Consider the following 26,691-nt stretch of genomic DNA (forward strand, 5'->3'; position numbering starts at 1 on the left):
TCCACATCCGAAACGCGAGTTTGATCCGAGTATGGCAACAGCCCCCGACAAATGCACCCGTTCCGTCGCCGATTCGTTACGACGTCTGACCGAGGCACGGCTACATGATCCCCACAGCCTCCTCGGGCGCCATGCGCTGGATCAAAAAACCATCTGCTACCGGGCCTGGCTGCCACATGCGAGCGCGGCGTCCATCACACTTTGTGACGGTCGTCTCGCGACGCTGGAACCGGCTGCCGGGTTCCCGGGGCTGTTCCTCTGGCAGGGATCGGCGGACGACCTCCCCGCGCACCCGCAACTGGACTGGCAGCCCGAGGGTGGCACGACAACATTGCAGCAGGTCGATCCCTGGGCCTTCGCCCCGGATATCCCCGAATTCGACCGCCACCTGTTCGCCGAAGGCCGCCACTGGCATGCCCACCGCATGCTGGGTGCCCATCCGCTCACCCGCAACGGCATCGAAGGCGTGCGCTTTGCCGTCTGGGCGCCGAACGCCGAGCGCGTCTCGGTGGTCGGTGACTTCAACCGCTGGGACGGCCGCTGCCACCCAATGACCGTCCACCCCGGCAGCGGCATATGGGAGCTCTTTATCCCGGACCTGGCCACGGAGACGCTGTACAAGTTCGAGATCCGCAACCGCGACCAGGGCAGTCTGCACCTGAAGGCCGATCCCTACGCCCGCGCCTACCAGCTCCGCCCCGAGACCGCCTCGCGGATCCAGCCCCCCAGCCGCTACGCCTGGGACGACGACCACTGGATGCGCAATCGCGACCCCGAGGCCTGGAAGCACCGGCCCATGAGCATCTACGAGGTGCACCTGGGATCCTGGCAGCGCAGCCCCGAGGGCGAATGGCCCAACTACCGCGACCTGGCCGAGCGGCTGGTGCCCTACGCGCGCGACCTGGGCTTCACCCACCTCGAGCTGCTGCCGATCACCGAGCACCCGTTCGACGGCTCCTGGGGCTACCAGAGCACGGGGTTTTTCGCCCCCACCTCGCGCTTCGGCAACGCGGACGACTTTCGCTACTTCGTCGACCAGGCCCACCAGGCCGGACTGGGCGTGATCCTCGACTGGGTCCCCGGCCACTTCCCGCGCGACGAGTTCGCGCTGGCGCGCTTCGACGGCACCGCGCTGTACGAACACGCCGATCCGCGAATTGGCGAACACCGGGGTTGGGGCACGCTAATCTTCAACTACTCGCGCCCCGAGGTCCGCAACTTCCTGCTCTCCAGCGCCCTGTGCTGGGTCGAGGACTTCCACCTCGACGGCCTGCGCGTGGACGCCGTGGCCTCCATGCTCTACCGCGACTACGACCGCGAAGGCGAGGACTGGCTGCCCAACATCCACGGCGGCAACGAGAACCTCGAGGCGATCGACTTCCTGCGGCACCTGAACGAGACCGTCCAGACCAGCCACCCCGGCGTCGCCATGATCGCCGAGGAATCGACCGCCTGGCCGGGTGTCAGCCGCCCACCGTCCATGGGCGGGCTGGGCTTCACCATGAAGTGGAACATGGGCTGGATGCACGACACCCTGACCTATTTCGGCATGGACCCGATCTACCGCACCCACCACCATGGCCAGCTCACCTTCGGCCAGCTCTACGCCTACAGCGAGAACTTCGTCCTGCCGTTCTCGCACGACGAGGTGGTGCACGGAAAACGCAGCCTGCGCGGGCGCATGCCCGGCAACGAGTGGGAGCAGCACGCCAACCTGCGCCTGCTCTACAGCTGGCAGTGGCTCTACCCCGGCAAGAAGCTGCTGTTCATGGGCCAGGAGTTCGGCCAGGGCCCCGAATGGTCCGAGGATCGCGAGCTGGACTGGTACGTGCTGCAGTACCCCCTGCACCAGGGCCTGCAGACTCTGGTGCGCGACCTGAACCGGGTGTACCGCGAAGACCCGGCCCTGCACGCCCGCGAATTCGAGCCGGACGGCTTCGACTGGCTGGACTGCGACGACGCCGCGCACTCCACGATCAGCTTTGTCCGCCGTGACCATCAGGGACGCCAGGTGGTCGTGGTGCTGAACCTGACGCCCATGGAACGCGCGGCTTATCCGGTACCCGCACCGCATGCCGGGCGCTGGCGGGTCACCCTGAACACGGATGCGGAGGTCTACGGCGGAGGCTCACGCGGCCCGGCAGACGCCTACGCCGAGCCGATCGAACGTCACGGCCATCCCGCCACGCTCTATCTGCACCTCCCGCCGCTCGCGGCACTGCTGCTGGAACCGGTCGGAGACTGACTTCAAGGTGCCTCGTCTACATCGATACCCAAAAGAGATCGAGTGGACGAGGGTGCCCGTCGCTTTGAATTGGAAGGCTGGAACGCCAACGAGCTCGAGAACGAGAACGAGACTTCGCGGGACGCGGAAATCGAGATCAAACTGAGTATCGAGGGCTTCCCAATCCTGAAACTCAAGCGCGATCGAACCCAGGGAAACGCTGATGAATGTGCATTTTCCCTGACGCGCGCTGGCTGCCTTGCATTCGTAGAACTAAACTCGCCTGTATCGGCCCCAACGCCCTATCAGGTCTCGAACTCATGAATCTTCGCCTTCTCTCGCTTGCCGCTGCCCCGGCCCTCCTTCTTCTTGCCGCGTGTAGCCCGGGTCAGTCCGACACCATCGCGCTCGAGTCGATAGAGGCCATCGTCGACATCGGCCAGGAACACGGTTTCGAGACCTTCGAGGAACTGGAGGCAGAAAGTGACCGGGAATTCGTCCTCAAGGGCTGGGACGACGCACAGCTGCGCATGGAGACCCGGTTTAATCTGGATGGTGATCTGCTTCGCGAAGAACGCGTACGCGACCCCGATCACGCGGCGGGCATGACCGCCCAGATGATTCTCCGCTCAGCGGCCGTCGCGCGGGATCACGGCATGCTCCGCTTCAAGGAGATCGAGTTCGAAGACGACGGCGTCATCGAGCTCGAGGGCATCACCGAAGACGGCGACGAGCTGAACATCCGACTCGATGGCGAAGATTTTACGCTGCTGTCACTCGAACGCGACTGACGAAACGCTGCCCCCTTCGCCGTCCTCGAACCGAGCCCGGTCGGCATGATCGACGCGCGAGGGTTCAGGCCTCCGGGCGCAGGTGCGGAAACAGCAGCACGTCGCGGATCGAGGCGCTGTCGGTCAGCAGCATCACCAGGCGGTCGATGCCAATGCCCTCCCCGGCGGTCGGTGGCAGGCCGTACTCCAGCGCACGGATGTAATCGGCATCAAAGTGCATGGCCTCGTCGTCACCGGCGTCCTTCTCCGCGACCTGGGCGCGGAAGCGCTCGGCCTGGTCTTCCGGATCGTTCAGCTCGGAGAAGCCGTTCGCGATCTCGCGCCCGCCGACAAACAACTCGAAGCGATCGGTGACGAACGGGTCATCGTCGTTGCGCCGCGCCAGTGGCGAGACCTCGGTCGGATAGGCGGTAATAAAGGTCGGGTGACGCAGCTGGTTCTCGGCGGTGTACTCGAAGATCTCGGTCCACAGCTTGCCCAGACCGAAGCTCGGCTTGTTCGGGATCTCCAGGCGCTCGCAGTGCGCGCGCACCTTCTCGATGTCGTCCAGGTCGGCGTCCGCGATCTCGGCATTGTGGGCCAGGATCGCCTCGCGCACGCTCATGCGGGTGAACGGCTTGCCAAAATCGTAGCTCTCGCCCTGGTACTCAATGGTGGTCGTGCCCAGCACGTCCTCGCACAGCCCGCGCAGCAGGGCCTCGGTGCGATCCATCAGCGCGCGATAATCCACGAACGCCTCGTAGAACTCGAGCATGGTGAACTCGGGGTTGTGCCGCGTGGACAACCCCTCGTTGCGGAAATTGCGGTTGATCTCGAAGACCTTCTCGAAGCCGCCGACCACCAGGCGCTTGAGATACAGCTCCGGCGCGACGCGCAGGTACAGCGGCATATCCAGCGCGTTGTGATGGGTGGTGAACGGCCGCGCGGTCGCCCCGCCCGGGATCACCTGCATCATTGGCGTCTCCACCTCGATGAAATCCTGACCCTCGAAGTACTCGCGGATGTAGCGCACGATCCGGGTACGGGTGCGGAACAGCTCGCGGCTGTCCAGGCTGGTGATCAGGTCCACGTAGCGCTGGCGATAGCGCTGTTCCTGATCGGTCAGGCCGTGGAATTTTTCCGGCAGCGGACGCAGGCTCTTGGTCAGCAGACGCAGCTCGTCGAGCTGGACCGTCAATTCCCCGGTCTTGGTCTTGAACAGCGTGCCCTGGCCACCGACGATATCGCCCAGATCCCACTGCTTGAACGCCGGGTACACGCCCTCCGGCAGGCTGTCGCGCTGCGCGAACAACTGGATGTCGCCCGACTGATCACGCAGGCGGATGAAGCTTGCCTTGCCCATCACGCGCTTGCCGACCATGCGCCCGGCAACCGTCACGCGAATCCCCCGGGCCTCCAGCGCCTCGCCTTCGGTTTCGTCGTGCGCGGCGTGCAGCGCACCCGCCAGCGCATCGCGACGGAAATCGTTGGGGAACGCCGGACCGGCCGCGCGCAGCTCGTTCAGCTTGCTGCGGCGCTGCGCGATCAGCTTGTTCTCGTCAGTGGTTTCGGTCATCAGAAATCCATGCAATAGATAGACTTACAAGCCACTCTTGAGACTGGCTTCAATAAAGGGGTCGAGGTCGCCGTCGAGCACACCCTGGGTGTTCCCGACCTCCACGCCGGTGCGCAGATCCTTGATCCGCGACTGATCCAGCACGTAGGAGCGGATCTGGCTGCCCCAGCCGATGTCGGACTTGGTGTCCTCCACCGCCTGCTTCTCGGCATTGCGCTCCTGCAACTCGCGCTCGTACAGCTTGGCGCGCAGCTGGTTCATCGCCATCTCGCGGTTCTTGTGCTGCGAACGCCCGGCCTGACACGCCGCCACCACTCCGGTCGGGACGTGGGTAATGCGCACCGCCGAGTCGGTGGTGTTCACGTGCTGACCACCGGCGCCGGAGGAGCGATAGGTATCGACCCGCAGATCGGCCGGATTGATCTCGATCTCGAAGTTCTCGTCGATCTCCGGGGAGGCGAACACCGACGCGAACGAGGTATGCCGGCGGTTGCCGGAATCAAACGGCGACTTGCGCACCAGCCGGTGCACGCCGGTCTCGGTGCGCAGCCAGCCGAAGGCGTACTCGCCCTGGATGTGCACGGTCGCACTCTTGATCCCGGCGGTCTCGCCCTCGGAGAGCTCGGTGACCTCCGCCTTGAAACCCTTGTGCTCGGCCCAGCGCAGGTACATGCGCAGCAGGATGTTGGCCCAGTCCTGGGCCTCTGTGCCCCCGGAACCGGCCTGGATATCGAGATAGGCGTTGGCCTCGTCCATATCGCCGGAGAACATGCGGCGAAACTCCAGGCCCTCGATACGCGCGGTCAGCGCCTCCACATCGGCCTCGACTGACGCCGCCGTCTCCTCGTCGCCATCCGCCTCGGCCATCTCCAGCAGGTCCCGGCTCTCGTCCAGCTGGGTGCCGATCTCGCGGATGTTGACCACCACGCCCTCAAGCTGGGCCCGCTCCTTGTTCAGCGCCTGGGCCTGCTCCGGGTCGTTCCAGATATCCGGGTTCTGCTCCAGCTCGCGCTGGACTTCCTCTAGCCGTTCTTCCTTGGCAGGGTAGTCAAAGATACCCCCTAAGGCCTTCCAGGCGGCCTTTCAGGTCATCGATCAGGGAATACAGCGCGTTCAGTTCCATGGCAGTTTCCGTCGGGTGCCGTGGCGCGCACGGCAGGTTCGATCACGTGGCGAGAAAAGCCGCGCAGTATAACACCCGACAGCGGCTTCAGGGCCGGCGGGGACGGCGCCAGAACGCCAGCGCGTCGCGGCGTTCCAGCACCAGGGCGCCGGCGCCTGACCCGGCCGTGGATTGCGGATCAACAAATTCCAGCGCGCCCAGGCCGCCACGGAGCAGAGCCCGCAGCTTCGGTGCCACCACGTCGTCGGCAACCGACTCCAGAAGCTCGAGCCGGCGCTCGAGCGACGGGGCCGCCTCCAGTGCCTCGACGACGACCACGGTATCGCCGGATTCCGCCGGGTCGGCCGCCGGGTCGGCCGCCCAATCGATGCCGGCGCCCCGCGCCAGCCAGTGCGCGACCACACCGCCGCCACACACACGGCCCACACTCGTTGGGCCACCGGGATGCCCGGGCGACCAGGGCCAGAGGCCATGCACGGCTCCACGCCCCTCCCGCTCGCGCGCCAGATTCACCGGGTGCTGGAACCAGGCCATCTGCAAGGCGTTGGCCAGCACCTGCAGGCGCCGAGCTACATCGCCCTGCATCGACGGCGCCACCATGGCGCGCCCCATGCCGATCGACGGTGGCGGGCCCGACGCATCGCCCTCGGCGTCCATCCGCATCTCCCACAAGCCGTCTTCACTCAGCGCCAAGGTCGCCCCGGCCGCCTCCAGTTCCGGCTGTGCAGCCGACCACAAGGCCTCGCGCTCGGCCTCCGACACCGGCTCCACCGGATAGGCCACCAGGTCCTTCATCCCCGCAGTCAGCTGCACCGGCTGGACCAGCCAGGTTCGCCAGCCGGAAGCGGTTGGCCGGTATCCGAGCCGCTCGGCCAACGCGGCCTCCCACCCTGGTGCTTCCGTGCCGCTGACCCCGCTCCGCGCCCGTCCGAGCCAGCGCGCCAGACGTCGCACAGAGAGCGGAGGCGCCCCGGCCACCGCGCCCTCGGGCGCTGCCCACAGGCCGGGCAGCAGGTGAATCACCCGCCGGCTTGCACCCGGACGTGTCATCGATCGGACCCGTAGCGCCCCTTCGGCACGTCGCGCTCCTTCGCCGGATCGTCCTCGATCCCCGGCGTCATGCGACCTTCGTCGTCATACGGGAGCCGGACATGCCCGTAGCGAAGCACCAACACTGCGCCCGCCAGAATCAGGACCCCGGCAGTCACCGCGATCAGCTCCCATACGTCCATGTCCTTCATGTCGATGATCACGTAACGCGCCAGCGCGACGATCGCGATGTAGATCGGCAGGCGCACCGGGAGACGCCCGGAACGCAAGTAGATCCCGACCATCGCCAGCACCTCAAGAAAGATGAACAGCAACAGCAGGTCGGCCAACCCCACCCACATCGCCGAGACCATGGTGGCGATCTCCTGCAGGATCGCGATCACGGTGGCGACGGCGATCACCACCAGCACGGCCACTTCGACATGATGCAGGGCGCGGCGCCCGGCGCGTTCGACGTTCATGCATTCACCAGAATTGCCCCAATAAGTCCGGCCATCCTACCACCCGCCCCGGGCACGAACGCTCAATTCTCCCATTGGTCTATACCAATAGACACAACGATCTGAAGCACCCGCCATGACTCGATCCATCGACATCAAGAAGCTGCCCGCCATACGCCGCATCCAGTGGTCCGCCGCATGCGGACTCGGCGCGGGACTCGTCCTGCTGTTGCTCGCGCTGCCGGCCGCCGCGGAGGACTACCCCGCCGATTCCGCGATCTCTTGGCAGGACTGGGACAGCCAGCTTTTCGAGGAATCCGAGGCACGCGAGCGGCCCATCTTCTTTTATTTTCACGGCCAGTGGTGCACCTGGTGCCGCGACTTCCAGGACGAGTCCCTGGAGAACCCCGACGTGGTGGACACCATCGACCAGCACTACATCCCGGTCCTGGTCGATCTGGACGAACGTGCGGATCTGTTCCGGCGCTACGGTGGCCGCGGCCTGCCCTTCGTGGTCATCGTGAATCACGAGGACGAGATGCTGACCCGCTTTACCGGTCACGTGAATGCCCGCGACCTGCAGAACATCCTGGTGGCCCAGCGGGACATGTTCTCGGTCACCGGTCGCGAGATCACGCCGGACGATGCCGCGATCGACGATCTTGAAGCCTTCATGGAGATGCTCGACGAGGTCTACGATGCCCGCGCCGACCGCCTGAGCGGCAGCGCCACCTTCGGCACCCTCAGCAAGCGCCCGCAGCCCTGGACCTATCGCTTCCTGCTCACCGCCGAAGGGTGGCGGGATCGCATGCCCGGGCTACTCGACCAGATCGCGGAGGACCTCTACGACGAGGTCGAAGGCGGCTTCTTCTTCTTTCACGATCCGGACCAGCGCGACCCCGTCCTGGCACTGGAGACCTCCAAGCGCCTGGACCAGAACGCGGCGTTCCTGTGGCTGTTCTCCGAGGCCCATGACACCACCGGCGACGAGCGTTACGCCGAGATCGCCCGCGGCATCCGCGACTACCTGCAAGACCACCTGTGGGACAGCCGCCAGCTGCGCTTCGGCAACAGCCAGTACGCCGACCGCGACTACTACCAGCTGGACCCGGAGACGCGCACGCAAACCGACCCGCCGCAGGTCGACCGCAACACCTACGCCGACACCTCGGGCCAGGCGATCGCCGCCCTCGCCAACATGGCGCGAGTGCTGGAAGACAGGGACACACTGGAGTGGGCACACGAGGCCCTTCGGGCGCTGGATCGCTACCTGCAGACCGAACAGGGCTACCTGCACGGCATCACCGCGGCGGGTCGCCCGGCGATGGAAGGCTACCTGCCCTCGCAGATCTGGCCGGAGATCGCCCGCCAGGAGCTGGCGCGCGCCACGGAGGCACTGGACGGCGAGCCACCGGAGATGCCCGACCCGCTCGCGGCACTGGACCGGCTGGAACCGTTCTTCAACGAGGAGCTGGGCGCCCACGCCGAGCGGATCGGCACCGACCTGGAACCCTGGTCGGAGACCCGCACCCAGGCGGCGCTGGCCTGGTGGCTCTACCGTCTGCCGGGCACCGCCATCGAGGAATCCCACATCGATCGCAACATGGTGCGCGAACGCCTGCGCATCGAGCCCGGTGCCGACCCCGACGACGTCGCTCTGGGCTTCGACGCCCTGCGCCGGGGCTTCTGAAGCCCCGTTGCAAGGCCTTGCGGTCGCTTATCCGGCGTCACAACACACCACCCCCAGTTTCCCAGGATGGCGAGCCGAACCTGCGCTGCGCCTGGCTCGGCCGTTACGCCTGTTGACGGAACCCCGCAACCTCGCCCTGTAGCTGCTGCGCCAAGGCCTCCAGCGCCTCCACCGCCTGCTGCATCTCGTTCGCCCCGTCGGCGTTGCGCACGGCAATATCGTTGATGTGGTGGATGTTGCGGTTGATCTCTTCCGCCACCTGGCTTTGCTCCTCGGTCGCGCTGGCCACCTGGCGGGTCATGTCGTCGATGGCGGTCACCGAGTCGTGGATGTACTCCAGGGTCTCGCCGGCCTCGCCCGCCTTCGCCACGGAGGTCTCCGCATGCTGCTGGCTGACCTCCATCGCCTGCACCGCACGGGTAGCCCCGCCCTGCAGGCGCTGAATGATCTCGCGGATCTCCCCGGTCGAGTCGTTGGTGCGCTGCGCCAGGTGGCGCACTTCGTCCGCGACCACCGCGAAGCCCCGCCCGGCCTCGCCGGCCCGCGCCGCCTCGATGGCCGCGTTGAGTGCCAGCAGGTTGGTCTTCTCGGCGATCTCCTCGATCACCTGCAGGATCGTGCCGATGTTGTCGCTGTCCCCTTTCAGCTCCACGATCACATTGTTCGCCTGACGAATCTCGCCGGCCAGCGTGTTGATCGCACCCTGGGTCGCCTGCACCACGGTGCGCCCGCCTTCCGCCGCACGCGTCGCCTGCCCCGCACTCTCGGCCGTGCTCTGCGTGTTGTTGGCGACCTCCTGCACCGTGGCAGACATCTGGTTCATCGCCGTGACCACCTGCTCCACATCACCGCGCTGTTCGTGGGTGGCACGCGTCAGTTCATTGCTGCGCCCATCCAGCTGCCGCGCCGAGGCGGCAATCCCGTCCGCCGCGTCGGCAACCTGGCGGATAAGCCCCGAAAGCCGGCCCATCACCGTGTTGAAGGCCGCGCCGGTGCGCCCGATCTCGTCGTCGGTCGTCACCTCCACTCGGTGCCCGAGATCCGCACGGCCCTCGCCGATCGCCTCCAGCCCCTCGGCCAGGCGCTCCATGGGGCGCGTCAGCACATTGGCGTAGAACCAGCCAATACCCAGCGCCACCACGAACGCCACGATCCACAGCACCCACAGCAGCCACCACAACTGGCTCACCAGCGCCGCGTCCACACCCGCGGCCAGATCACCCTTCATGGTGTGGAAGGTCACCCCGCCCATGATGGACAACGGCACGGTGCTCACCACGATCACCAGGATAATCAGCTTCAGTCGCAGCCCACCCAACGGTCCAATCTTCATCGACGCCCTCCTTTCCGTCTCTTAACGACCAGCCGATCCCGGTCTTGAGCCCGACACAGTATCCATCCGCCCCGGCCCTATCGTCTTGATCCGGGTCAACCTCGGGTCCCAACACAAGCCAAAAATCGCTCCTGATTAGCAACAATCATCAGCCAGGCCCAATGACCGTGCCGGCCCGGGTTTCCAGCCGCCCCCAGCTTGGTCATCCCGGAAACCGCGTAGCGGTTATCCGGGATCTCTGCGGTTGGGGGTTGCCCAGACGGGGGAGATCCCGGCTCTTCGCTTCGCTCCGGCCGGGATGACCAGGCAGGGGTAAGGCGCTCCGCGATGGTGACATCCCCAACAAGGCCTGGATCCAAGTGCCCCGGGGCGGGCCATGCACGCCCCCCAAAGGCCCCCCGGCACTGGCTGACTCTTATCGCTAATCAGGAAATCGTCTCACCACGAAGCGCATGAGGACACGAAGGACATCAAGGCCGATCGCGCTACAGAGGACACGGAGTTCACGGAGAAAATGGAAAGGCTTTCAACTTGAAGCAGGGGCTCGCTTGGTTTCAGCGGTCGGGCCAGCGGCCATGGCTAACAGACGTTCCGGACAGAATTCGTCCTTTCTCTGTGTCCTCTGAGTTGATAGGCCTTTGGCCTTGACCTTCTTCGTGCGCTTCGTGGTGAATAAAGCCCTTGAGCGGGCACTCGCCTCACCCCCGATACCCAGACACAAAAAACCCGCGGGCCCGAGACTCGGGACCGCGGGTTCGCGGTACTGCGTTAGCGGGTCCGCTTACCGGCTGCGAGCCGCGCGGTTGCCGTTGGCGGACGGGCGACCGTTGCCGCCGCGACCCCCACCGGGCTTGCCACCGCGACCGTTGCGCGGGGCGCCACTGCGGGCGCCTCCGCCCGGCTTGCCACCCGGACCACCACGGCGATTGCCGTTGCCGTCATTGGCAGCCGGCTTCGGCGTGGCGAAGCCCTCGGTTTCGATACGGTCGATCGGGCGCTGAATCAGGCGTTCGATGCCCTTCAGCAGCTTGATCTCCTCACCGTCCACCAGTGACAGCGCGGCGCCGTCGGAGCCGGCCCGCCCGGTGCGACCGATGCGATGCACGTAGTCCTCCGGCACGTTCGGCAGCTCGAAATTGACGACCTGCGGCAGCTGGTCGATGTCCAGCCCGCGCGCGGCGATATCCGTGGCTACCAGGACCGGCACCTGGCCGGACTTGAACTGCTTCAGCGCCTTGGTGCGCGCCGCCTGGCTCTTGTTGCCGTGGATCGCCTCGGAGCGCACGCCATCCTTCGACAGCTTCTCGGCCAGGCGATTGGCGCCATGCTTGGTGCGGGTAAACACCAGCACCTGTTCCCATTTGTTGGTGCGGATCAGGTGGCTCAGCAGCTCGCGCTTCTGGCTGGTCTCGACCAAGTGCACGCTTTGCTTCACGCCCTCGGCGGTCGTGTTGCGCGGCGCGATGTCGATCTCCGCCGGGTTGTTCAGCAGGCCGTTGGCCAGCTTGCGGATCTCGTCGGAGAAGGTCGCCGAGAACATCAGGTTCTGGCGGCTCTTCGGCATCATCGCAATCAGCTTCTTGATGTCACGGATGAAGCCCATGTCGAGCATGCGATCGGCCTCGTCGAGGACCAGGATCTCCACACCGGACAGGTCGATGGTCTTCTGATTGGCGTGATCCAGCAGACGACCCGGTGTCGCCACCACGATGTCCATGCGGTCACGCAGCGCCTTGATCTGCGGGTTCATGTTGACACCGCCGAAGATCGTCATCGAGCGCATCTTCAAATTGCGCCCGTAGGTCTTCACGGATTCGTGAACCTGCGCGGCCAGCTCGCGGGTCGGGGTCAGCACCAGGCAACGCGGGCGGCCATTGCCGGCCTGCGGCGCATCCGAGGTGGAAAGGCGCTGCAGGATCGGCAGGGTGAAGCCGGCGGTCTTGCCGGTGCCGGTCTGGGCGGCGGCCAGCAGGTCGCCTCCCTTCAGGACTTCCGGGATGGCCTGGGCCTGGATCGGGGTCGGGTGCTGGTACCCGGAGGTTTCCAGCGCACGCAAAAGGGTATCGGCCAACCCGAGGTCGGCAAAGGTCGTATCAGTCATGGAATGCTCCAACGCCACCCGCCACTCGTTCAACACAGAGCACCCATCGGGGGAAACGAAATCAGGGGGATCACTGCGAGCCGGAAGGCTCTGGATCAAATGAACGGACGCTGACGGGCGGGGCGTTCGATCCGGGCACTATACGCCTTTTGTCAATGAAAAGACACCGCTCCATACCCCATCGGATATATATTTGTTTTGTGCGGGAATATCCGCTAGCTTCATTTCAAAGAAACCGATGCCCACGCAGCAACGGTCAGGCCGACGCGACCCGCCCATAAGGATGCGTCCAGGGGAGTTGTCCAACAATGTGTGCACTTAGAGCCCGATGATTTCGGGTTCCGATCGGTACCTGCGGCAACATGTTGCCCTCGCCTCCGGCGTTCTGCTGGCGCTACTGCTGTTACCGCTGGCGATCTGGATGCTCGGGGCGGAGCTGCCGCGCATCCTGCCCAGCGAACACCTGACCGCTTTCCACACGGGCGCGGAGTTGTTCGCGGTGGTTGTGGCAGTACTGGTATTCGCGGTGGGCTACCACGTAATCGACCGCCGCCGCGTGGCCGCTTCTCTGCTGCTGGCGTGCGCCTTCCTGGCGGTCGCGTTGCTTGATTTCCTGCACCTGATGACCTATCCGGCCATGCCGGATTTCATCACCCCGAACTCGTCACAACAGACGTTGTTGTTCTGGCTGGCCGCGCGCCTGGTCGCGGCCGCGGCGTTGCTCGCCTACGTGGCCCTGCCCATGGTCTCGCAAAGCGACGGTCCACCCCGTCTTGTCTACCTGGTCGGGAGCCTTCTGCTGGTCGCCTTGCTGGCGTGGATCGGACTTTGGCATGCGGAAATCATCCCGCTCCTGTTCGACCCGGTCAGCGGGCTCACGCCCATCAAGATGGGGCTGGAGGCGCTGGTGATCGGCCTGCACCTGGCCACCCTGGCCCTGCTCGCCCTGCGCCGTGAGCTCCTGCAACGTCCGGGCATGCCCCTGGTCGCCGCCGCCCTGGTCATCAGCATCGGCAGCGGGATGTTCTTCATGTTCTACGAAGACCTGACGGATACCCCGTTTGTACTCGGCCATTTGTACAAGCTCGCGGCGTATCTCCTGATCTACCAGGGCCTGTTCCTGGAAAGCGTACGCTCGCCCCTCCAGCGCCTGCACCAGGCCCACCGCGATATCGAGATGCGCGAGCAGCGTTACCAGCAACTGGTGGAGACGGCCCCCGACGGCGTGCTGGTCACCGACATGGACGGCCGTATCGTGATGGCCAATCGCAACATCGAACGCCTGTTCGGCTATCCACGCCAGCAATTGATCGGGCAACCGGTGGAGCGGCTGGTCCCCGAACGCCTGCGCGAACGCCACCGCATGCACCGGCGGGCACATGCCCACACCATCAACCGCCGCACCATGGGGCAGGTGCCCCACCTGCGCGGGTGCCGCATCGACGGCACCGAGTTCCCGCTGGACATCAGCCTGAATGCTTTCGACGACAGCGAAGGCCGCCGCATCACCGCGTTCATCCGCGATATCACCGACCGCCAGCGCCGCGAGGCGCGGATCCAGCACCAGGCCACCCACGACAGCCTGACCGAACTACCCAACCGCTGGCTCCTGCACGACCGCCTGACGCAGGGGATCGCCCAGGCCGAACGTCACGGCCACCCGATCGCCGTCATGCTGCTGGATCTCGACAACTTCAAGATGGTCAATGACACCTTCGGCCATCACGAGGGCGACCAGCTGCTGAAGGCCGTGGCCGCCCGACTTCAGGGCGCCCTGGACCAGGAGGCGACCATCGGGCGTTTCGGCGGCGACGAGTTCATGATCCTGCTGACCAACGTCGGAGACGAACAGGCCATCGGCGCGATCGCCGAGCGCATCCTCGACATCTTCACCAGCCCGTTCCAGACCGAACAGGCCCGCAGACTGACCTCCACCGGAAGCCTGGGCATCGCCCTGTTTCCGCGCGATGCCCGCGACGAACGGAGCCTGGTTCGCTACGCCGACATGGCGATGTACGAGGCCAAGCACTCCGGACGCAACACCTATGCCTTCTTCTCGCAACACCTGGATGCCCAGGTGCACGAAGAGCAACGCCTGCAACAACGCCTCCAGCAGGCGCTCGGGAACGACGGCCTCGAGTTGCACTATCAGCCGCTGGTGGACGTGGCGTCGAATCGCGTCATCGGCGTCGAGGCTCTGGCCCGCTGGACCGACAGCGAGCTTGGTCCCGTTGCCCCGACCCGTTTTATCACCAGCGCCGAGGCCACCGGCCTGATCCTGCCACTGGGCGAGTGGGTCATCTCCGAGGCCTGCGAGCAGCTCGCCCAGTGGTCCCGTGCGGGTCTCGAGCTCCGGGTCGCCATCAACGTCTCCGCGATGCAGTTCCGCCAACACGACCTCGTCCAGCGCCTCGGCGCGATCCTCGAAGCCACGGGCGCCCCGCCCGAGCGCCTCGAGATCGAGGTCACCGAGACCGTGGCCATGGCGGACGTCGCACTGACCCGCGATCAGCTTCGCGGACTGAAGGCCCTGGGCATCCGCGTATCGCTGGATGATTTCGGGACCGGCTATTCCTCGCTCGCCTACCTGAAGTCACTGCCGATCGACAAGCTCAAGATCGATCGCTCGTTCATCGCCGACATCGGCCAGGACCCGGAATCCGACATGATCCTGCGCTCCATCGTCCACCTCGGCCACAGCCTGGGCCTGACCCTGGTGGCCGAGGGCGTCGAGACCACGGCGCAGCGGGATCTCCTCCGGACGATCGGCTGCGACCTCTACCAGGGATGGATTCATTCAAGGGCCATGGCGCCACTCGCCCTCGCCGACTGCCTGGAGACACGCCTGGTCTGAAGCGGCCCCTCCACACCACCCCGCCGTCCCGGACACCACGCAACACACACCTCGTCATCCCGGACACCGCCCAACCCCACCCCGTCATCCCGGACACCGCGTAGCGGTGATCCGGGATCCGCCGGCCGGCCACCGCAACACCGAAGATCCCGGCTCTGCGCTGCGCTACGGCCGGGATGACATCAAGGGGACAGGCACCCACCATCAGCTCGAACCAGCAAGCAATCATTCCGCGTGTCGTTTCGCCTCACTTCTCAACGCCTGCGCGCCAGCCAGACACAAAAAGGCCGCCCGAAGGCGGCCTTTCGTGACCGAATCAAGCCCTTCGCCCCACCTTCGAACGAGGCGACGCGGCGCTCAATCAGTACCCCGTACTGCCGTGCACGTCCGGCGGGGCCTCGCGGGTCAGCATGGCCCAGGTCATGTGCGCCATCACCTCCGGCGCCACCACGGTATGCCGGTTACCGCTGTTCTGCATCCCCTCGCGCAGCTCCTGGCGGACCTGCGGCTGCCCGGTCAGATCGAAGATCACATCCACCTGATCCCCGCGTGCCACGAGATCCGCGACCGACTCCAGCGGGATCCCCTTCGCCTCGGCCAGCCGGCGCCCCTCGGTCTCGCCCTGCTCCGAGGCCGCGCAGATCGTCATTCCGGGCAGACCGGACTCCAGCAACATCTCCAGGAAGCGGCCGCCCACCCGGCCAAGTCCCACCACTGCAATCTGAATCGACATATGCACTCCATCCTTTTCTGTTTTTGTTGTTTCCATGCATGCCCACGGTTGCCATCCGCCGGGCACGCTCCCCGACTGTAGGCCATGTGCGGCGCCCACGCACGCCAACCCGTGCACCGGGCCGCCCCGCCCGCCATCCGGCCATTTGGAGCGGCCCGCGGCACGCCCTAGAGTGCCCTGAGTTTGCCAACCAACCGGAGCCCCCCATGGAAAACGTTCACCTGCCGATCCGCGCAGACCGCCGCGAGCAGGGCAAGATCATTCAGCGCATCGAACGCCTGGAGGGAGTGGAGCTGGAATTCACCGACCTCGACGTCGGCGACTACCTGCTACCCAACGGCGTCGTGGTCGAACGCAAGTCCGCCACCGATATGGTTCTCAGTGTCGTCGACAAGAGTCTGTGGGAAAACGCCGCCAAGCTGAAGGCCAACTACCAGCAGGTCGTCTACATCGTGGAGGGGGACCTCTACGAGCCCCGTTTTCACCAGCAGGCGCTGGACATCCACCGCGCCCTGGCCCACCTGACGATCGCCCTCGGCATCAGCGTCCTGCCCAGCTCCGACGCCGACAACAGCGGCATGCTGATCTACCTGCTGGGGCTGAACGCACAGATCGAGCCGGACCCGTCTGACCGCCCGACCAAGCCCGACACCCGGCGCAAGGCCGCCGAGTTCATCGTCAGCGGCCTGCCCGGCGTCGAAGCCGACCAGGCCCGCGACCTCCTGCGCGACATCGGCAGCGTGCGCGACATCATCAACGCCGACGCCGCCACCCTCGCCCAGACCGACGGCCTCGACGAAGAACGCGCCCAACGCATCGAATCCGTCGTCACCTACGGCAGCCGCACCACCTGAACACCCCCCGAGCGGCCAGCCGCACGACCCTCTGTGGGAGCCTGCTTGCAGGCGAAGCCCCCTCCAACATCAGGAGCCCTGCAATGCGGCCCGGCCACCCCGTCATCCCGGCCGCAGCGCAGCGAAGAGCCGGGATCTCCGACGGGTGTAGAGGCCCCACCGCAGGAGATCCCGGATAACCGCTACGCGGTTTCCGGGATGACGATCCTGGGGCAAAGCTGGACATCGCAGGAACCAAACCCCTGTAAGAACGGGCTCGCCCGCGAAGCCCCCGCCAAAGCCGGACCTGGACAGCGGACGATTGGCGAGGTGATGCTGCCAACCCCGGACACGGGCAACGGACGTAGGATGCCGATGAGCGCAGCGAATCGCATCAAGAGGGCGCGTGTTGTCCCGTGAACGGTGCGTTTCGCGATGCTCAACGCACCCTTCGACGCTCTACGACGCGTCCCCCAGCCACCGCCGAAGGCCGCCGCTACGGCGGATCTGGCGCTGGCTGGCCGCGACCAGCGTGCCCGAGCGTGGCTCCAGCAGGCTGAACCAGCGGCTGGCGCGGGTGATCGCGGTGTACGCCAACTCGCGGGTCAGGATCGGGCTGTCCGCGTCCGGCAGCACCAGGGCGACGTGCTCGAACTCCGACCCCTGGGCCTTGTGCACCGTCAGGGCAAACGCGGTCTCGATGGCCTCCAGGCGGTTGGGCAGCACCCAGCGCACACGCCCGCCGTCCCCGGCGGCGAGGAACGCCACCCGCAGCACCGAGTCTTCGCCATTGGTGGCATCCGAGTCCGCCTCCGGCTCGCCCCGCGCCAGCCAGGCCGGAACGGCGAGGGCGATCCCGATATCGCCGTTGATCAGCCCCAGCGCGTAGTCATTGCGCGTGACGATCACCGGGCGCCCCTCGACCCATTGTCCGCCGGCCCCGGGCCCGTCCATCCGTCCCGCATCCCCCGCGAGCAGTCCGCGCGCCTGCAAGGCCGCGGCGACGCGCCGGTTCAGTGTCTCCAGCCCCCACGGGCCGCGGCGCACCGCGCACAGGAGCTGGAACCGCCCGTGGGCCGCCAGCACGTCGCGCGCCCAGTCCCCCCAGGCCGCGCGCGGGGCCGCCGGGGCCGGCCGCGCCGCCCGCAGGCCCTCGAGATAGCCCGCATAACCCACCGCCTCGCCCTCCGGCGTGTCCGCGCGCCCGTCCACCGCGAGCGTCACCAGTGCCGGGTCCTCGGGCCCCGCGAGTACCTTTTGCCGGACGGCATCGTCCCCGTCCGGCCCTTTCAGCGCCTCGCCCGTGTTCACCGCCGCGGCCAGCCGCCCGATCCCGCTGTCCGCGCCGAAGCGATGACTCTCGCGCAGCATCACGATGTGCTGGTCCAGCGCCTGACCGGCCGCATCCTGCATGGCCGCCGGCACGGCCATCCCGGTCACGGCCTCCAGCCAGTGCGCGGTCGACGGCGTGTAGTGCCCGCCCCCGGCGCGATGGCACAGCTCGCCCAGCACCGCGCCGGCCTCCACCGAGGCGAGCTGATCGCGATCCCCCAGCAGGATCAGGCGCGCGGTGCGGGGCACGGCCTCGACCAGGCTCGCCATCAGCTCCAGGTCGATCATCGAGGCCTCGTCCACCACCAGCACATCCACTGCCAGCGGGTTGCGCGCCCCGTGGCGGAAGTGCCGGGTATCCGGGCGCGCCCCGAGCAGACGGTGCACCGTCACCACCTCCGCGGGCAGGTTCCGGCGCAGCGCGTCGCCATCGGGCAACTGATCCAGCCCCAGGCGATCCAGCGCCCCGCTGACCGAGGCGTTCAGGCGCGCCGCCGCCTTGCCGGTCGGCGCCGCCAGGCGGATGCGCAGCGGGTCGTCCGGACCCTGCAACCCCTGCAACAACGCGAGCAGTCGCAGCACGGTGGTGGTCTTTCCGGTTCCCGGCCCGCCGGTAATCACGCTGAAGCCGGAACCGGCCGCCAAGGCACAGGCCAGGCGTTGCCAGTCCGGGTCTGTGGCAGCCTCCGCCGGCGGTCCGAACAGATGGTCCAGCCAGTCCCGCGCCGCCTGCTCGTCCAGCGCACCTTGCCAGGCCTCGCGGTCCGCCAGGCGCGCGCGGATGGCCTGGCCGATGCGGCGCTCGCTCTCCCAGTAGCGGCGCAGATAGACCTGCCCCCCGGTGTACACCAGCGGCGTTCCACCCGCCGCGCCCGCGCCGGCCAGGCCACTGTCCTGCAGGGCCTCCGCCACCTGCGCGGCGGATACGCCCTGCAGTACCGACGAGGGTCGCGGCGGCGGCTTTGATCCCGGCTCACCCTCCGGCGGCAAGGCCAGCGTGGCATCGGGCGCTTGCAGCAACGGCTCCAGTTCCAGGCACACATGGCCGCGCCCGACCTGATGGCTGGCCAGCGCCGCCAGCAGCAGGGCCAACGGCGACGACGCCGGGGCCTGCTCGTGCAGGAAGCGCACCAGCGCCCGGTCCACGCCGCGCAGCCAGCCCGCCTCCTCCCACTCGCGCAGCAGCTCGAGCACGGCCTCCGCCGACGCCAGGGGTCCCGTGGGCATCACCGTGCTCATGCCGTCGCCTCCCGGTCCGGACCGGCCGCCATGCGATGATCCAGCCATTCAATCAGTGCACGCGGCGGACAGTGATGGAACACCCCGTGCCCCGGCGCATCCACGCCACGCAGGAACAGGTACACCCCGCCACCCATGTGCTGGTCATAGTCGTAGCCCGGCAGGCGTGCGGCCAGCTGGCGATGCAGCGCCAGGGTATAGAGCACCAGCTGCAGGTCGTAGCGGTGTTCCAGCACCGCCGCCTGCAGGCGTTCCGGGGTGTAGGCCTGCGCCGAAGTCCCCAGCCAGTTGGACTTGTAGTCCGCCACGTAATAGCGCCCGCCGCGCTCGAAGACCAGATCGACGAATCCCTTCAGCATCCCGTTCAGGGTCACGTTCCCCAGCGGCGGGCGCGGCTGTCCGGCCAGGATCTGCGCGCGCACCCCCTGATCCAGCTCGCCCGCCTGCAGGTTGCGCGTCGGATACAGGAACTCCAGCTCCGGCTGATAGGTGGTCAGGCCGCCCAGACTGAAATGTTCGCCGTCCTCCAGCGGGAAGGCGACCGCAAGCAACTGCTGCATCCAGTCCGCGACCGTCTCTGCCCACTCGCCCCAGCCCCGCCGCTCGCAGCGTGTCGCGATCTCCAGCGCCATCCGTTCGGGATCTGCCACCTGCGCAGCGAGGCCCTGCTCCGCCGCCCACTCCAGCAGCCCGTGGAGGAAGGTGCCGGGCCCGGGCCCGCGCGGGAAGGCATGCAGCCCACTGGCCGCGCGCGACTCGGGCTCCGGCGCCTCCAGCGGCGGCCGACTCGCATCCGCCACCCCCTCGCGCAGCACGTCCTCGCGCGCCGAGTCGGGGGCCACCGGCGCGACTCCCTCGTCATGCGCGGCAATCGCACTGTAGCTGGCCACCCACCAGCGCTCGAAGCGGCGCGTCGGCGGCACCCGGGCCGACCCCGTCGCGGTCGTGACACTGCCCATCTGCGCGGCCACCGCACTCGCCTCCGGCAGGGGGCCCACATGAATCGTCGATGCGTCGCCGGCTGCATCCCGCAGCGCGCCCTCCAACCCGCCGTCCTGCACCCCCGCGGGTCCGGCCAGCAGGTATCCGGCCGCGGTGCGGTCGAAGTGATTGGTCTTGCTTTTTCCGGAGACGATCGGCGCAATCCCCAGCCAGCAGGCATGCCGCGCCCGGGTCATGCCGACATACAACAGGCGCAGGTCCTCGGCCAGGCGCTCGCGCTCGGCGCGCTCGAACACCTCGCCGTCCATGCGGAATACCCAGCGCGCCCCACCCTGCGGCGGATGGTCGCGGTAGGGCACGTCCTTGGCCGTATCCGTCTGACGGAAATTGCAGACGAACGGCAGGAACACCAGCGGATACTCCAGCCCCTTGGACTTGTGCAGCGTAACCACCTTGACCAGGTCCTCATCGCTCTCCAAGCGCAGGACCTGCTCCTCCCCGGTCTCGCCTTCGCCGCCGCGATGTTCCGTCAGGTGCCGGATCAGCGCCTGCTCGCCGTCCAGCTCGGCGGCCGCCTGCTGCAGCAGCTCGCTTAGATGCAGCAGATTGGTCAGGGCACGCTCGCCCTCGGCCGTGGCACGCAGCCGGCGCGGGACCTCGAAGTCGTGCAGCAGGCGGCGCAGCATCGGCAACACCCCGCGCGACTGCCACAACCGCCGATAGTCGCGGAACTGCTCGACGCGGACCTCCCACGCCAGCTCGTCCAGCGTCAGCCGATGCAGTTCGGCCAGCGACTGCCCCAGGGTCGCGGTCGCCAGCGCCGCGCGCAGCAGCCGTTCACTGGTCGGCTCGGCGCAGGCGCGCAACCAGCGCAGCAGGTCTCCCGCCTCGGCGGTCGCATACACCGACTCGCGATCGGACAGGTACACACTGCGCACACCCCGCCGGCGCAGCTCGGCACGGATCGCATCCGCCTCGCCACGCCCGCGCACCAGCACCGCCATGTCGCGTGGCCGTACCCCGGTCAATTCCTCACCTTTGCGGAAGCCACAGCGACCGGCCATCCCGCCGTTGAGCAGTTCCACCATGTAGCTGGCGCAGGCCTGCGCCATGCGCTCGCGATAGGCGCCCTTGGGCACCGGCTCGCCCGGATCAAAGCACCACAGCGTGACGGCCGGCATCGCCTGTCCATCGTTCTCGAAGGCCTCCGCACGCCCGTTCGCGTCCACCGGCAGAAACGGCAAGGGGTTCTCCGTTCCCGAGCGGAACAGGAAGGCCCCGTCCTGCCAGCCCTCGGCATGCTGGAACAGCCGGTTCACGCCCTGCACCAGGGCATCGGTCGAGCGGAAGTTTCGCTCCAGCGTGTAATGCCGCCCGGCGGTGGCCGCGCGCGCGGCGAGATAGGTATGGATATCCGCCCCGCGAAAGCGATAGATCGACTGCTTGGGGTCGCCGATCAGCAGCACGCCCAGATCGCGCGGGTTCTCGTCGATGCGGTAGACGCGGTGGAAGATCCGATACTGCACCGGATCGGTATCCTGGAACTCGTCGACCAGCGCCACCGGGAACTGGGCGCGCAGGGTCGCTGCCAGGTGTTCGCCACCGGGTCCGTCCAGGGCGTCACGCAGCCGGGTCAGCAGGTCGTTGAAACCCATCTGCGCGCGTTGACGCTGTGCTTGGCGAAACCGCGCGTCCACCTGCCGCGCGGCCGCCTGCAACAGGCGCTCGCGGTCGTCCACACAGACCTCGGCATGATCGTCCAGCGCCGCGAAGGCCGGATGCAGATCGTCCGGCAGCGCCTGCCCCGCCTTCAGCCGCGTCTGCATTCCGGCCGCACTGAAACGCTCCAGGGGCGAGTCGCCGGAGACCCCGCCTGGTCGCAGTGCGCCGGGGTCCGTCGCCCAGTCGCGCATGGCCCCCAGCAACTTCTCCGGGTTGCTGTACTTCTGCTTGTTCAGCACCGAGTTGCGCAGCGTCTCGAACTGCGCGGCCACCGCCGCAAAGTCCTCGCGCCAGGGCCGCTTCATGGCCTCCAGCCGCGCCAGCCGATCGCCCAATGCAGCTGCCAAGCCTTCCGGCGTCTCCAGCTCCACATCCGCCGTGTGGGCCGGGAGATGCCCGACCAGCGGCCGGATCTTCTGCAGCAACGTGTCGGGATCAGCACCGAAGCCGTTGCGCAGCAGCGCGAGTGGCGCCGCCGGCTGCGGGTAGACAAAGCGGCGCCAGTAGTCGCGCGCCGCGTCCGCCAGCAACTCCTGCTGGTCGCTCGCCAGGTCCTGGGTGAACAGGCTCCCGCTGTCGAAGGCATGCTCGCGCAGCATGCGGTAGCACCAGCCATGAATGGTGGAGACCGCGGCCTCGTCCATCCACTCCGCCGCCAGCTCCAGCCGGCGCGCGGCGCCCGGACGCTCCGCCTCGGCATATTCGGCGCGCAACTGCTTGTGGATGTCCTGCACACCCGGCACCGCATCCGGGTCCTCCGCGCGGAACACGCGCGCGGCAATCGCCAGCGCGTCGCGGATACGCTCGCGCAGTTCCTGGGTCGCCGCGTCGGTAAAGGTCATCACCAGGATCTGCGGCGGCGTCAGGGCATCAGTGCCCTCCGGCAACTCGCCATGCCCCAGCACCAGGCGCAGGTACAGCGCGGCGATGGTGTAGGTCTTGCCGGTGCCGGCACTCGCCTCGATCAGGCGGCTGCCGTGCAGGGGCAGCCCCAGCAGATCCAGCTTGTGGGCGGTCGCGCTCATGCAGGGTCCTCCGCCTGATTCACCACGAAAAACACCGGCCGGTAGATCCGGTCGCGCCAGAAGGCAAAGTCCGGGTCGTCCAGCAGGGTCTCGGGGTCGGGCCAGGCACGCGCCAGCGCCGGGCTGCGCGACCATTCGCCGGCGGCGAAGTCATTCCCGGCCAGGGTCTTCAGCGCCTCGTCATACGGATCCTTCGATCCCTCCTCCGCCGCGAGCCAGGCAAAGGCGGCGGCGCAGGCCAGCGGCAGCGGCCGCTCCTGGCCGGCCGCCCAGGCCTCAAGCAGCGTGCCCAGCAACTCCTCGGCCAGCCCCGGTTCCAGCCCCGGGAGCTCCAGGCGCTTGTCCAGTCCAACCAGTTCGGAGCCCACACCACCCGTCCCGGCGTTCGCCAGCAGATGCACCACCCAGGGTGCCATCAGCTTGTCGAAGCGCCACTTCTTGCCATCACCAATGCGGCTCGCGGTGTAGTCGAGGCATACCCGCGCCTGCCCATCGCTGCGCAGGGCGGGTGGCACTGCCTCCAGGCCCCAGTGCTCGTGTTCCAGACGCAGGGGGCGCGCGGCCGGCAACGACTCGGGGTACAGCGCATAGCGCTCGCCGATCCGCTCCAGTAGCCGCGCGGCCTCCTCCACCATCGCGCCGCGCTCCAGCTCGCCTGCCGCACCCAGCGGCAGCCGGCCCGCGCGCTGCAGCCGGGCCGACTCCGCCTCCAGGATTCTCGGCCAGGCCTCCGCGTCGTCGGTGGTCTCGAGTGCCGCTGCGACCAGTTGCTGACGCACCTGCCACTGCTCCAGCCCGGCCAGGCCAAAGGGTTCCAGGTCGTCGCCGGCCTCTTCCTCCTCGTCGAAGAACACCCCCAGACGATGGCGGAAGAACGCCTCCACCGGGAAGCGCAGAAAGCGCGTCAGTGCCTCCGGCCCCAGGGCGCGCGGCTCGCGTTCGACCTCCAGCAACGGCACCGCCGCGGGGGCGCCACCAGCGGCATCTGCCGCAGCGCCCGGCGCCGGGTCGTGCACCGCCTCCCACTCCCGCGCGTAGGTAAAGTGCCGAGCGTCGGCGGCGTCTGTTGCCGGGAAATTCACCGGGGAGAACGGCTGCAGCGGGTGCCAGGTGGTCAGGTGGTCCACCAGGGCCGGGCCGGACTCCGGCCCGTCGGACCCGGCCAGCCCCCAGCCCGCCGCCAGGTGATCACGCAGCTGGCCCACCAGCACCGACGGCGGGCGCGGCTCGTTGTCACGCACATGCCGCCCTACCCAGCTCACATGCAGCTGGCGCCGAGCGGAGAGCAGCGCCTCCAGGAACAGGTAGCGATCGTCCTCGCGCCGCGAGCGATCGCCCGGGCGGTAGTCGTTCGCCATCAGGTCGAAGTCCACCGGGGTCGGGCTGCGCGGATAGTCGCCGTCGTTCATCCCCAGCAGACAGACCACCTGAAACGGGATCGCCCGCATCGGCATCAGGGTGCAGAAGTTCACCTGCCCGGCCAGGAAACGCTGGCCCACCCCGGAATCGTCCTGGCTCGCCAGCCACTGCTCGCGCACCACCGCCAGCGGCAGCGCCTCTTCCAGTCCGGCCGCCGCGCAGTCGTCGCGCCATTGATCCAGGGCCTCGCCCAGCTGCTCCAGGGTGAACAGCTCGGCATCGGTCTCGGCCGCGAAGAACTGCTCCAGCAGCCCGCCCAGATGCACGGCCCAGTCTGCCGGCGCATGCGCCTGGCGCAGCCACGCCCAGGCATCCTCCAGGGCGGTGATCAGGGCGTCCATCGGCCCCAGCAGCGCGGCACTCAGCCCGCCGATCTCGTCGTAGGACTCCAGGCCCTGCCACGGACCCTGGTCGCCCAGCGCATAGCCCAGCAGCATCCGCCGCAGGCCGAAGCGCCAGGTGTTCTGCTCCAGCCCCTCGGGCAGGCCTAACCCGGCGCGCTGAGCGGCATCCAGCCCCCAGCGCACGCCCGCCCCCTCGGCCCAGCGGTGCAGCTGGCCCAGGTCCTCTTCCGCGATCCCGAAGCGCCGGCGCACCGCCGGCACGTCCAGCAGGTCCAGCAGCTCGCTGACGCCCATCCGGCTCTCCGGCAGTGACAACAACTGCTCCAGCGCGATCAGGACCGGATCGCGGCCGCGCGGACCCTGGTCCGACAGCGTGTACGGGATAACCCGGGGATCATCGGTCTCCGGCTGGCCGAACACCGCCTCGATGTGCGGGGCGTACTGATCGATGTCCGGAACCATTACGATCACATCGCGCGGGCGCAGCGACGAATCGCGCTCGAAGTGATCCAGCAGGCGGTCGTGCAGCAGCTCCACCTCGCGCAGCGGGCTGTGCGCCACGTGGAACTGGACGGAACGGTCCTCCGCCGGGACCGCGGGCCAGGTCTCCCGGGTCTCGGCGAGTGGGCGCAGCTCGCGGATGTCCTCCTGCAGCTGGTGCAGCAGGCAGTCCTCCGGCCCACGCGTGCCGTGCGGCTCGAAGACGTCCACGCGCTCCCAGTCCAGCGTGCGCAACACCCGGCCGTAGTGTTCGGGGTCGTCGTGTTCGTCGAGCAGCCCGATGTAGTCGCGTCCCTGCTTGCCCCAGGCCGCCAGCAGCGGGTGGGCGTGGTTGTGCAGCTCCGCCTCGTCGAGGGCCTCGGGCATGCCCGCCTTGCGCGCCTGGCGCCGGCGCGTGGCGCGCAGCAGGTCCTTGTCGGCGACGATGTCGGCCCAGTAGTGCTCGCAGGGGTTGTGCACGCAGACCAGCACCTGGCAGAAGCGCGCCAGGCCCTCCAGCGCCTCCAGGATCTGCCCCGGAAGCGAAGAGATGCCGAACACGATGATCCGCCGGGGCAGGCGCGCCGGGTGCTGCTCCAGCGCGCGCACCGCATCCATGTAGCGGGCATGCACGGCCGAGCGACTCACGCCCTCCTGCGCGACGCCGATATCCGCCTGCAGCAGGCGCCACAGCTCGGCCTGCCAGCGCTGCCCTGGGGCCAGCTCGCGCTCCTGCCCGCGGGCGTCGCGCAGGATGTCGCGTCCGGCCGCCCAGTCGGTCAGCCAGTCGGCGCGGTACACCTGGTACTGATCGAACAGGTCCGCCAGGCGTTCGGCCAGCTGGAAACGCTTGCGCAGGTCGCCCCCCTGCCCCGGATCGTCGTCCTGCAGGAACTGACGCAGCGGTGCAAAGGCCTCCTGCGCCAGGCACTCCGGCAGCAGGCGCATCAGCCGCCAGGTCAGCGGACGCTTGGCGTAGGGGGACTCCAGCGGAACGGCCTCGGCCCCCAGGACCGCACGATAGGCGGACCACACGAAGCGGGACGGCAGCTGCATGTCCAGCGCCGCCGCGATCCCGCAGCCCGGCGGGTCGGCATCCGGCGGCGCGGCCAGGGCATGCCGCAGCCACTGCGCCATGCCGTTGCTCTGCACCAGGATGGTCTCGTTCTCCAGCGGACCGAGCGGCGCACGGCGCATCCACTCCACCGCCAGCGTGCGCAGCGACTCCAGGTGATTGCCATGCAGCACCACCATCCCTGGCTGCAACTCGCGCGACTCCACCAACCCGGCTCCTTGATCCGTTCAGGAAATACCGCGCAAGGCGTCAAGGCCCGCGTGGTCCAGATGCGCCTACCCTACCATCCCCAGGCGACGATCCACGTCGCGCCCGACACGCAACCCGGCAGGGCCCATCCGGTCCGCCGCTGACCCGCCGCGCGCATCGAACCCAGCCCCCGGGTA

General features: G+C 67.9%; 16 protein-coding genes. 6 read left to right on the forward strand and 10 right to left on the reverse strand.

Annotation, left to right across the window (positions count from 1 at the left end):
- The first annotated feature begins 31 nt into the window (after positions 1–31).
- From glgB to G333_RS0109070, 3 genes are read left to right on the forward strand one after another with little or no spacing between them, the layout of a single operon-like run.
- Complete coding sequence (glgB, locus tag G333_RS0109060) at positions 32–2,245, forward strand: 1,4-alpha-glucan branching protein GlgB (RefSeq protein WP_081624524.1); 2,214 nt, start codon at positions 32–34, stop codon at positions 2,243–2,245.
- 42 nt (positions 2,246–2,287) lie between these two features.
- A complete protein-coding gene (locus G333_RS0109065) occupies positions 2,288–2,548 on the forward strand; it encodes a hypothetical protein (protein ID WP_019628266.1) in 261 nt (86 codons plus the stop codon).
- Entirely contained in the window at positions 2,545–3,015 is a 471-nt protein-coding gene (locus G333_RS0109070) for a PepSY domain-containing protein (RefSeq protein ID WP_019628267.1), read from the forward strand. The genes G333_RS0109065 and G333_RS0109070 overlap by 4 nt, the downstream gene beginning before the upstream one ends.
- A gap of 64 nt (positions 3,016–3,079) precedes the next feature.
- Here the strand turns inward: G333_RS0109070 and lysS are convergent, their stop codons facing one another.
- The 4 genes from lysS to G333_RS0109090 form a co-directional block, all read right to left on the reverse strand.
- The gene (gene lysS / locus G333_RS0109075) at positions 3,080–4,570 is read right to left on the reverse strand and encodes a lysine--tRNA ligase (RefSeq protein ID WP_019628268.1); all 1,491 of its coding nucleotides are present in this window, start codon (positions 4,568–4,570) and stop codon (positions 3,080–3,082) included.
- Between the two features lie 24 nt (positions 4,571–4,594).
- A protein-coding gene (gene prfB / locus G333_RS0109080) for a peptide chain release factor 2 (RefSeq protein WP_155984856.1) occupies positions 4,595–5,693 on the reverse strand; the annotation gives its coding sequence in 2 pieces (ribosomal slippage) (positions 4,595–5,620 and positions 5,622–5,693; 1,098 coding nt in all).
- Positions 5,694–5,780: 87 nt separating this feature from the next.
- Positions 5,781–6,569 (reverse strand): hypothetical protein, encoded by a 789-nt coding sequence (locus G333_RS0109085; RefSeq protein WP_018937776.1) that lies wholly within the window; start codon positions 6,567–6,569, stop codon positions 5,781–5,783.
- A 170-nt stretch (positions 6,570–6,739) separates the two neighbouring features.
- On the reverse strand, positions 6,740–7,204 hold the full coding sequence (locus G333_RS0109090; RefSeq protein WP_018937777.1) for a phosphate-starvation-inducible protein PsiE: 465 nt from the start codon (positions 7,202–7,204) through the stop codon (positions 6,740–6,742).
- 115 nt (positions 7,205–7,319) lie between these two features.
- Between G333_RS0109090 and G333_RS0109095 the strand changes: the two genes are divergently transcribed.
- Positions 7,320–8,873 (forward strand): DUF255 domain-containing protein, encoded by a 1,554-nt coding sequence (locus G333_RS0109095; protein WP_019628269.1) that lies wholly within the window; start codon positions 7,320–7,322, stop codon positions 8,871–8,873.
- Between the two features lie 103 nt (positions 8,874–8,976).
- Here G333_RS0109095 and G333_RS0109100 read toward each other — a convergent pair whose 3' ends face one another.
- Positions 8,977–10,206, reverse strand: a complete 1,230-nt coding sequence (locus G333_RS0109100) for a methyl-accepting chemotaxis protein (protein ID WP_019628270.1) — start codon at positions 10,204–10,206, stop codon at positions 8,977–8,979.
- A 781-nt stretch (positions 10,207–10,987) separates the two neighbouring features.
- Positions 10,988–12,307, reverse strand: coding sequence for a DEAD/DEAH box helicase (locus tag G333_RS0109105; RefSeq protein ID WP_019628271.1), 1,320 nt, complete (start codon positions 12,305–12,307; stop codon positions 10,988–10,990).
- A gap of 328 nt (positions 12,308–12,635) precedes the next feature.
- On the opposite strand from G333_RS0109105, the gene G333_RS0109110 reads away from it, so the two are divergent.
- The gene (locus G333_RS0109110; protein ID WP_019628272.1) at positions 12,636–15,161 is read left to right on the forward strand and encodes a bifunctional diguanylate cyclase/phosphodiesterase; all 2,526 of its coding nucleotides are present in this window, start codon (positions 12,636–12,638) and stop codon (positions 15,159–15,161) included.
- A 361-nt stretch (positions 15,162–15,522) separates the two neighbouring features.
- Here the strand turns inward: G333_RS0109110 and G333_RS0109115 are convergent, their stop codons facing one another.
- Positions 15,523–15,894: a hypothetical protein gene (locus G333_RS0109115; RefSeq protein ID WP_018937781.1), complete on the reverse strand. Its 372-nt coding sequence runs from the start codon at positions 15,892–15,894 to the stop codon at positions 15,523–15,525.
- Between the two features lie 206 nt (positions 15,895–16,100).
- On the opposite strand from G333_RS0109115, the gene G333_RS0109120 reads away from it, so the two are divergent.
- On the forward strand, positions 16,101–16,748 hold the full coding sequence (locus G333_RS0109120) for an ERCC4 domain-containing protein (RefSeq protein WP_018937782.1): 648 nt from the start codon (positions 16,101–16,103) through the stop codon (positions 16,746–16,748).
- Positions 16,749–17,186: 438 nt separating this feature from the next.
- On the opposite strand, the gene recD is transcribed toward G333_RS0109120, so the two are convergent.
- The 3 genes from recD to recC are packed head-to-tail and all read right to left on the reverse strand — an operon-like array spanning position 17,187 to position 26,484.
- Positions 17,187–19,298, reverse strand: a complete 2,112-nt coding sequence (recD, locus tag G333_RS0109125; protein WP_019628273.1) for an exodeoxyribonuclease V subunit alpha — start codon at positions 19,296–19,298, stop codon at positions 17,187–17,189.
- Entirely contained in the window at positions 19,295–22,987 is a 3,693-nt protein-coding gene (gene recB / locus G333_RS0109130) for an exodeoxyribonuclease V subunit beta (protein WP_019628274.1), read from the reverse strand. Before recB ends, recD begins: the two co-directional genes overlap by 4 nt.
- Entirely contained in the window at positions 22,984–26,484 is a 3,501-nt protein-coding gene (gene recC, locus G333_RS0109135) for an exodeoxyribonuclease V subunit gamma (protein ID WP_038038274.1), read from the reverse strand. Before recC ends, recB begins: the two co-directional genes overlap by 4 nt.
- Positions 26,485–26,691: the final 207 nt, after the last annotated feature.

It is taken from the genome of Thioalkalivibrio sp. AKL10 (assembly GCF_000381845.1).
Classification (GTDB): Bacteria; Pseudomonadota; Gammaproteobacteria; order Ectothiorhodospirales; family Ectothiorhodospiraceae; genus Thioalkalivibrio; species Thioalkalivibrio versutus.

What these genes read in the sequence shown, in the direction of transcription:
- glgB (WP_081624524.1), top strand. Translation starts at nt 32, where the DNA reads ATGGCAACAGCCCCCGACAAATGCACCCGTTCCGTCGCCGATTCGTTA.
- G333_RS0109070 (WP_019628267.1), top strand. Translation starts at nt 2,545, where the DNA reads ATGAATCTTCGCCTTCTCTCGCTTGCCGCTGCCCCGGCCCTCCTTCTT.
- lysS (WP_019628268.1), bottom strand. Translation starts at nt 4,570, where the DNA reads ATGACCGAAACCACTGACGAGAACAAGCTGATCGCGCAGCGCCGCAGC.
- G333_RS0109090 (WP_018937777.1), bottom strand. Translation starts at nt 7,204, where the DNA reads ATGAACGTCGAACGCGCCGGGCGCCGCGCCCTGCATCATGTCGAAGTG.
- G333_RS0109095 (WP_019628269.1), top strand. Translation starts at nt 7,320, where the DNA reads ATGACTCGATCCATCGACATCAAGAAGCTGCCCGCCATACGCCGCATC.
- G333_RS0109100 (WP_019628270.1), bottom strand. Translation starts at nt 10,206, where the DNA reads ATGAAGATTGGACCGTTGGGTGGGCTGCGACTGAAGCTGATTATCCTG.
- G333_RS0109105 (WP_019628271.1), bottom strand. Translation starts at nt 12,307, where the DNA reads ATGACTGATACGACCTTTGCCGACCTCGGGTTGGCCGATACCCTTTTG.
- G333_RS0109110 (WP_019628272.1), top strand. Translation starts at nt 12,636, where the DNA reads ATGATTTCGGGTTCCGATCGGTACCTGCGGCAACATGTTGCCCTCGCC.
- G333_RS0109115 (WP_018937781.1), bottom strand. Translation starts at nt 15,894, where the DNA reads ATGTCGATTCAGATTGCAGTGGTGGGACTTGGCCGGGTGGGCGGCCGC.
- G333_RS0109120 (WP_018937782.1), top strand. Translation starts at nt 16,101, where the DNA reads ATGGAAAACGTTCACCTGCCGATCCGCGCAGACCGCCGCGAGCAGGGC.
- recD (WP_019628273.1), bottom strand. Translation starts at nt 19,298, where the DNA reads ATGAGCACGGTGATGCCCACGGGACCCCTGGCGTCGGCGGAGGCCGTG.
- recB (WP_019628274.1), bottom strand. Translation starts at nt 22,987, where the DNA reads ATGAGCGCGACCGCCCACAAGCTGGATCTGCTGGGGCTGCCCCTGCAC.
- recC (WP_038038274.1), bottom strand. Translation starts at nt 26,484, where the DNA reads ATGGTGGTGCTGCATGGCAATCACCTGGAGTCGCTGCGCACGCTGGCG.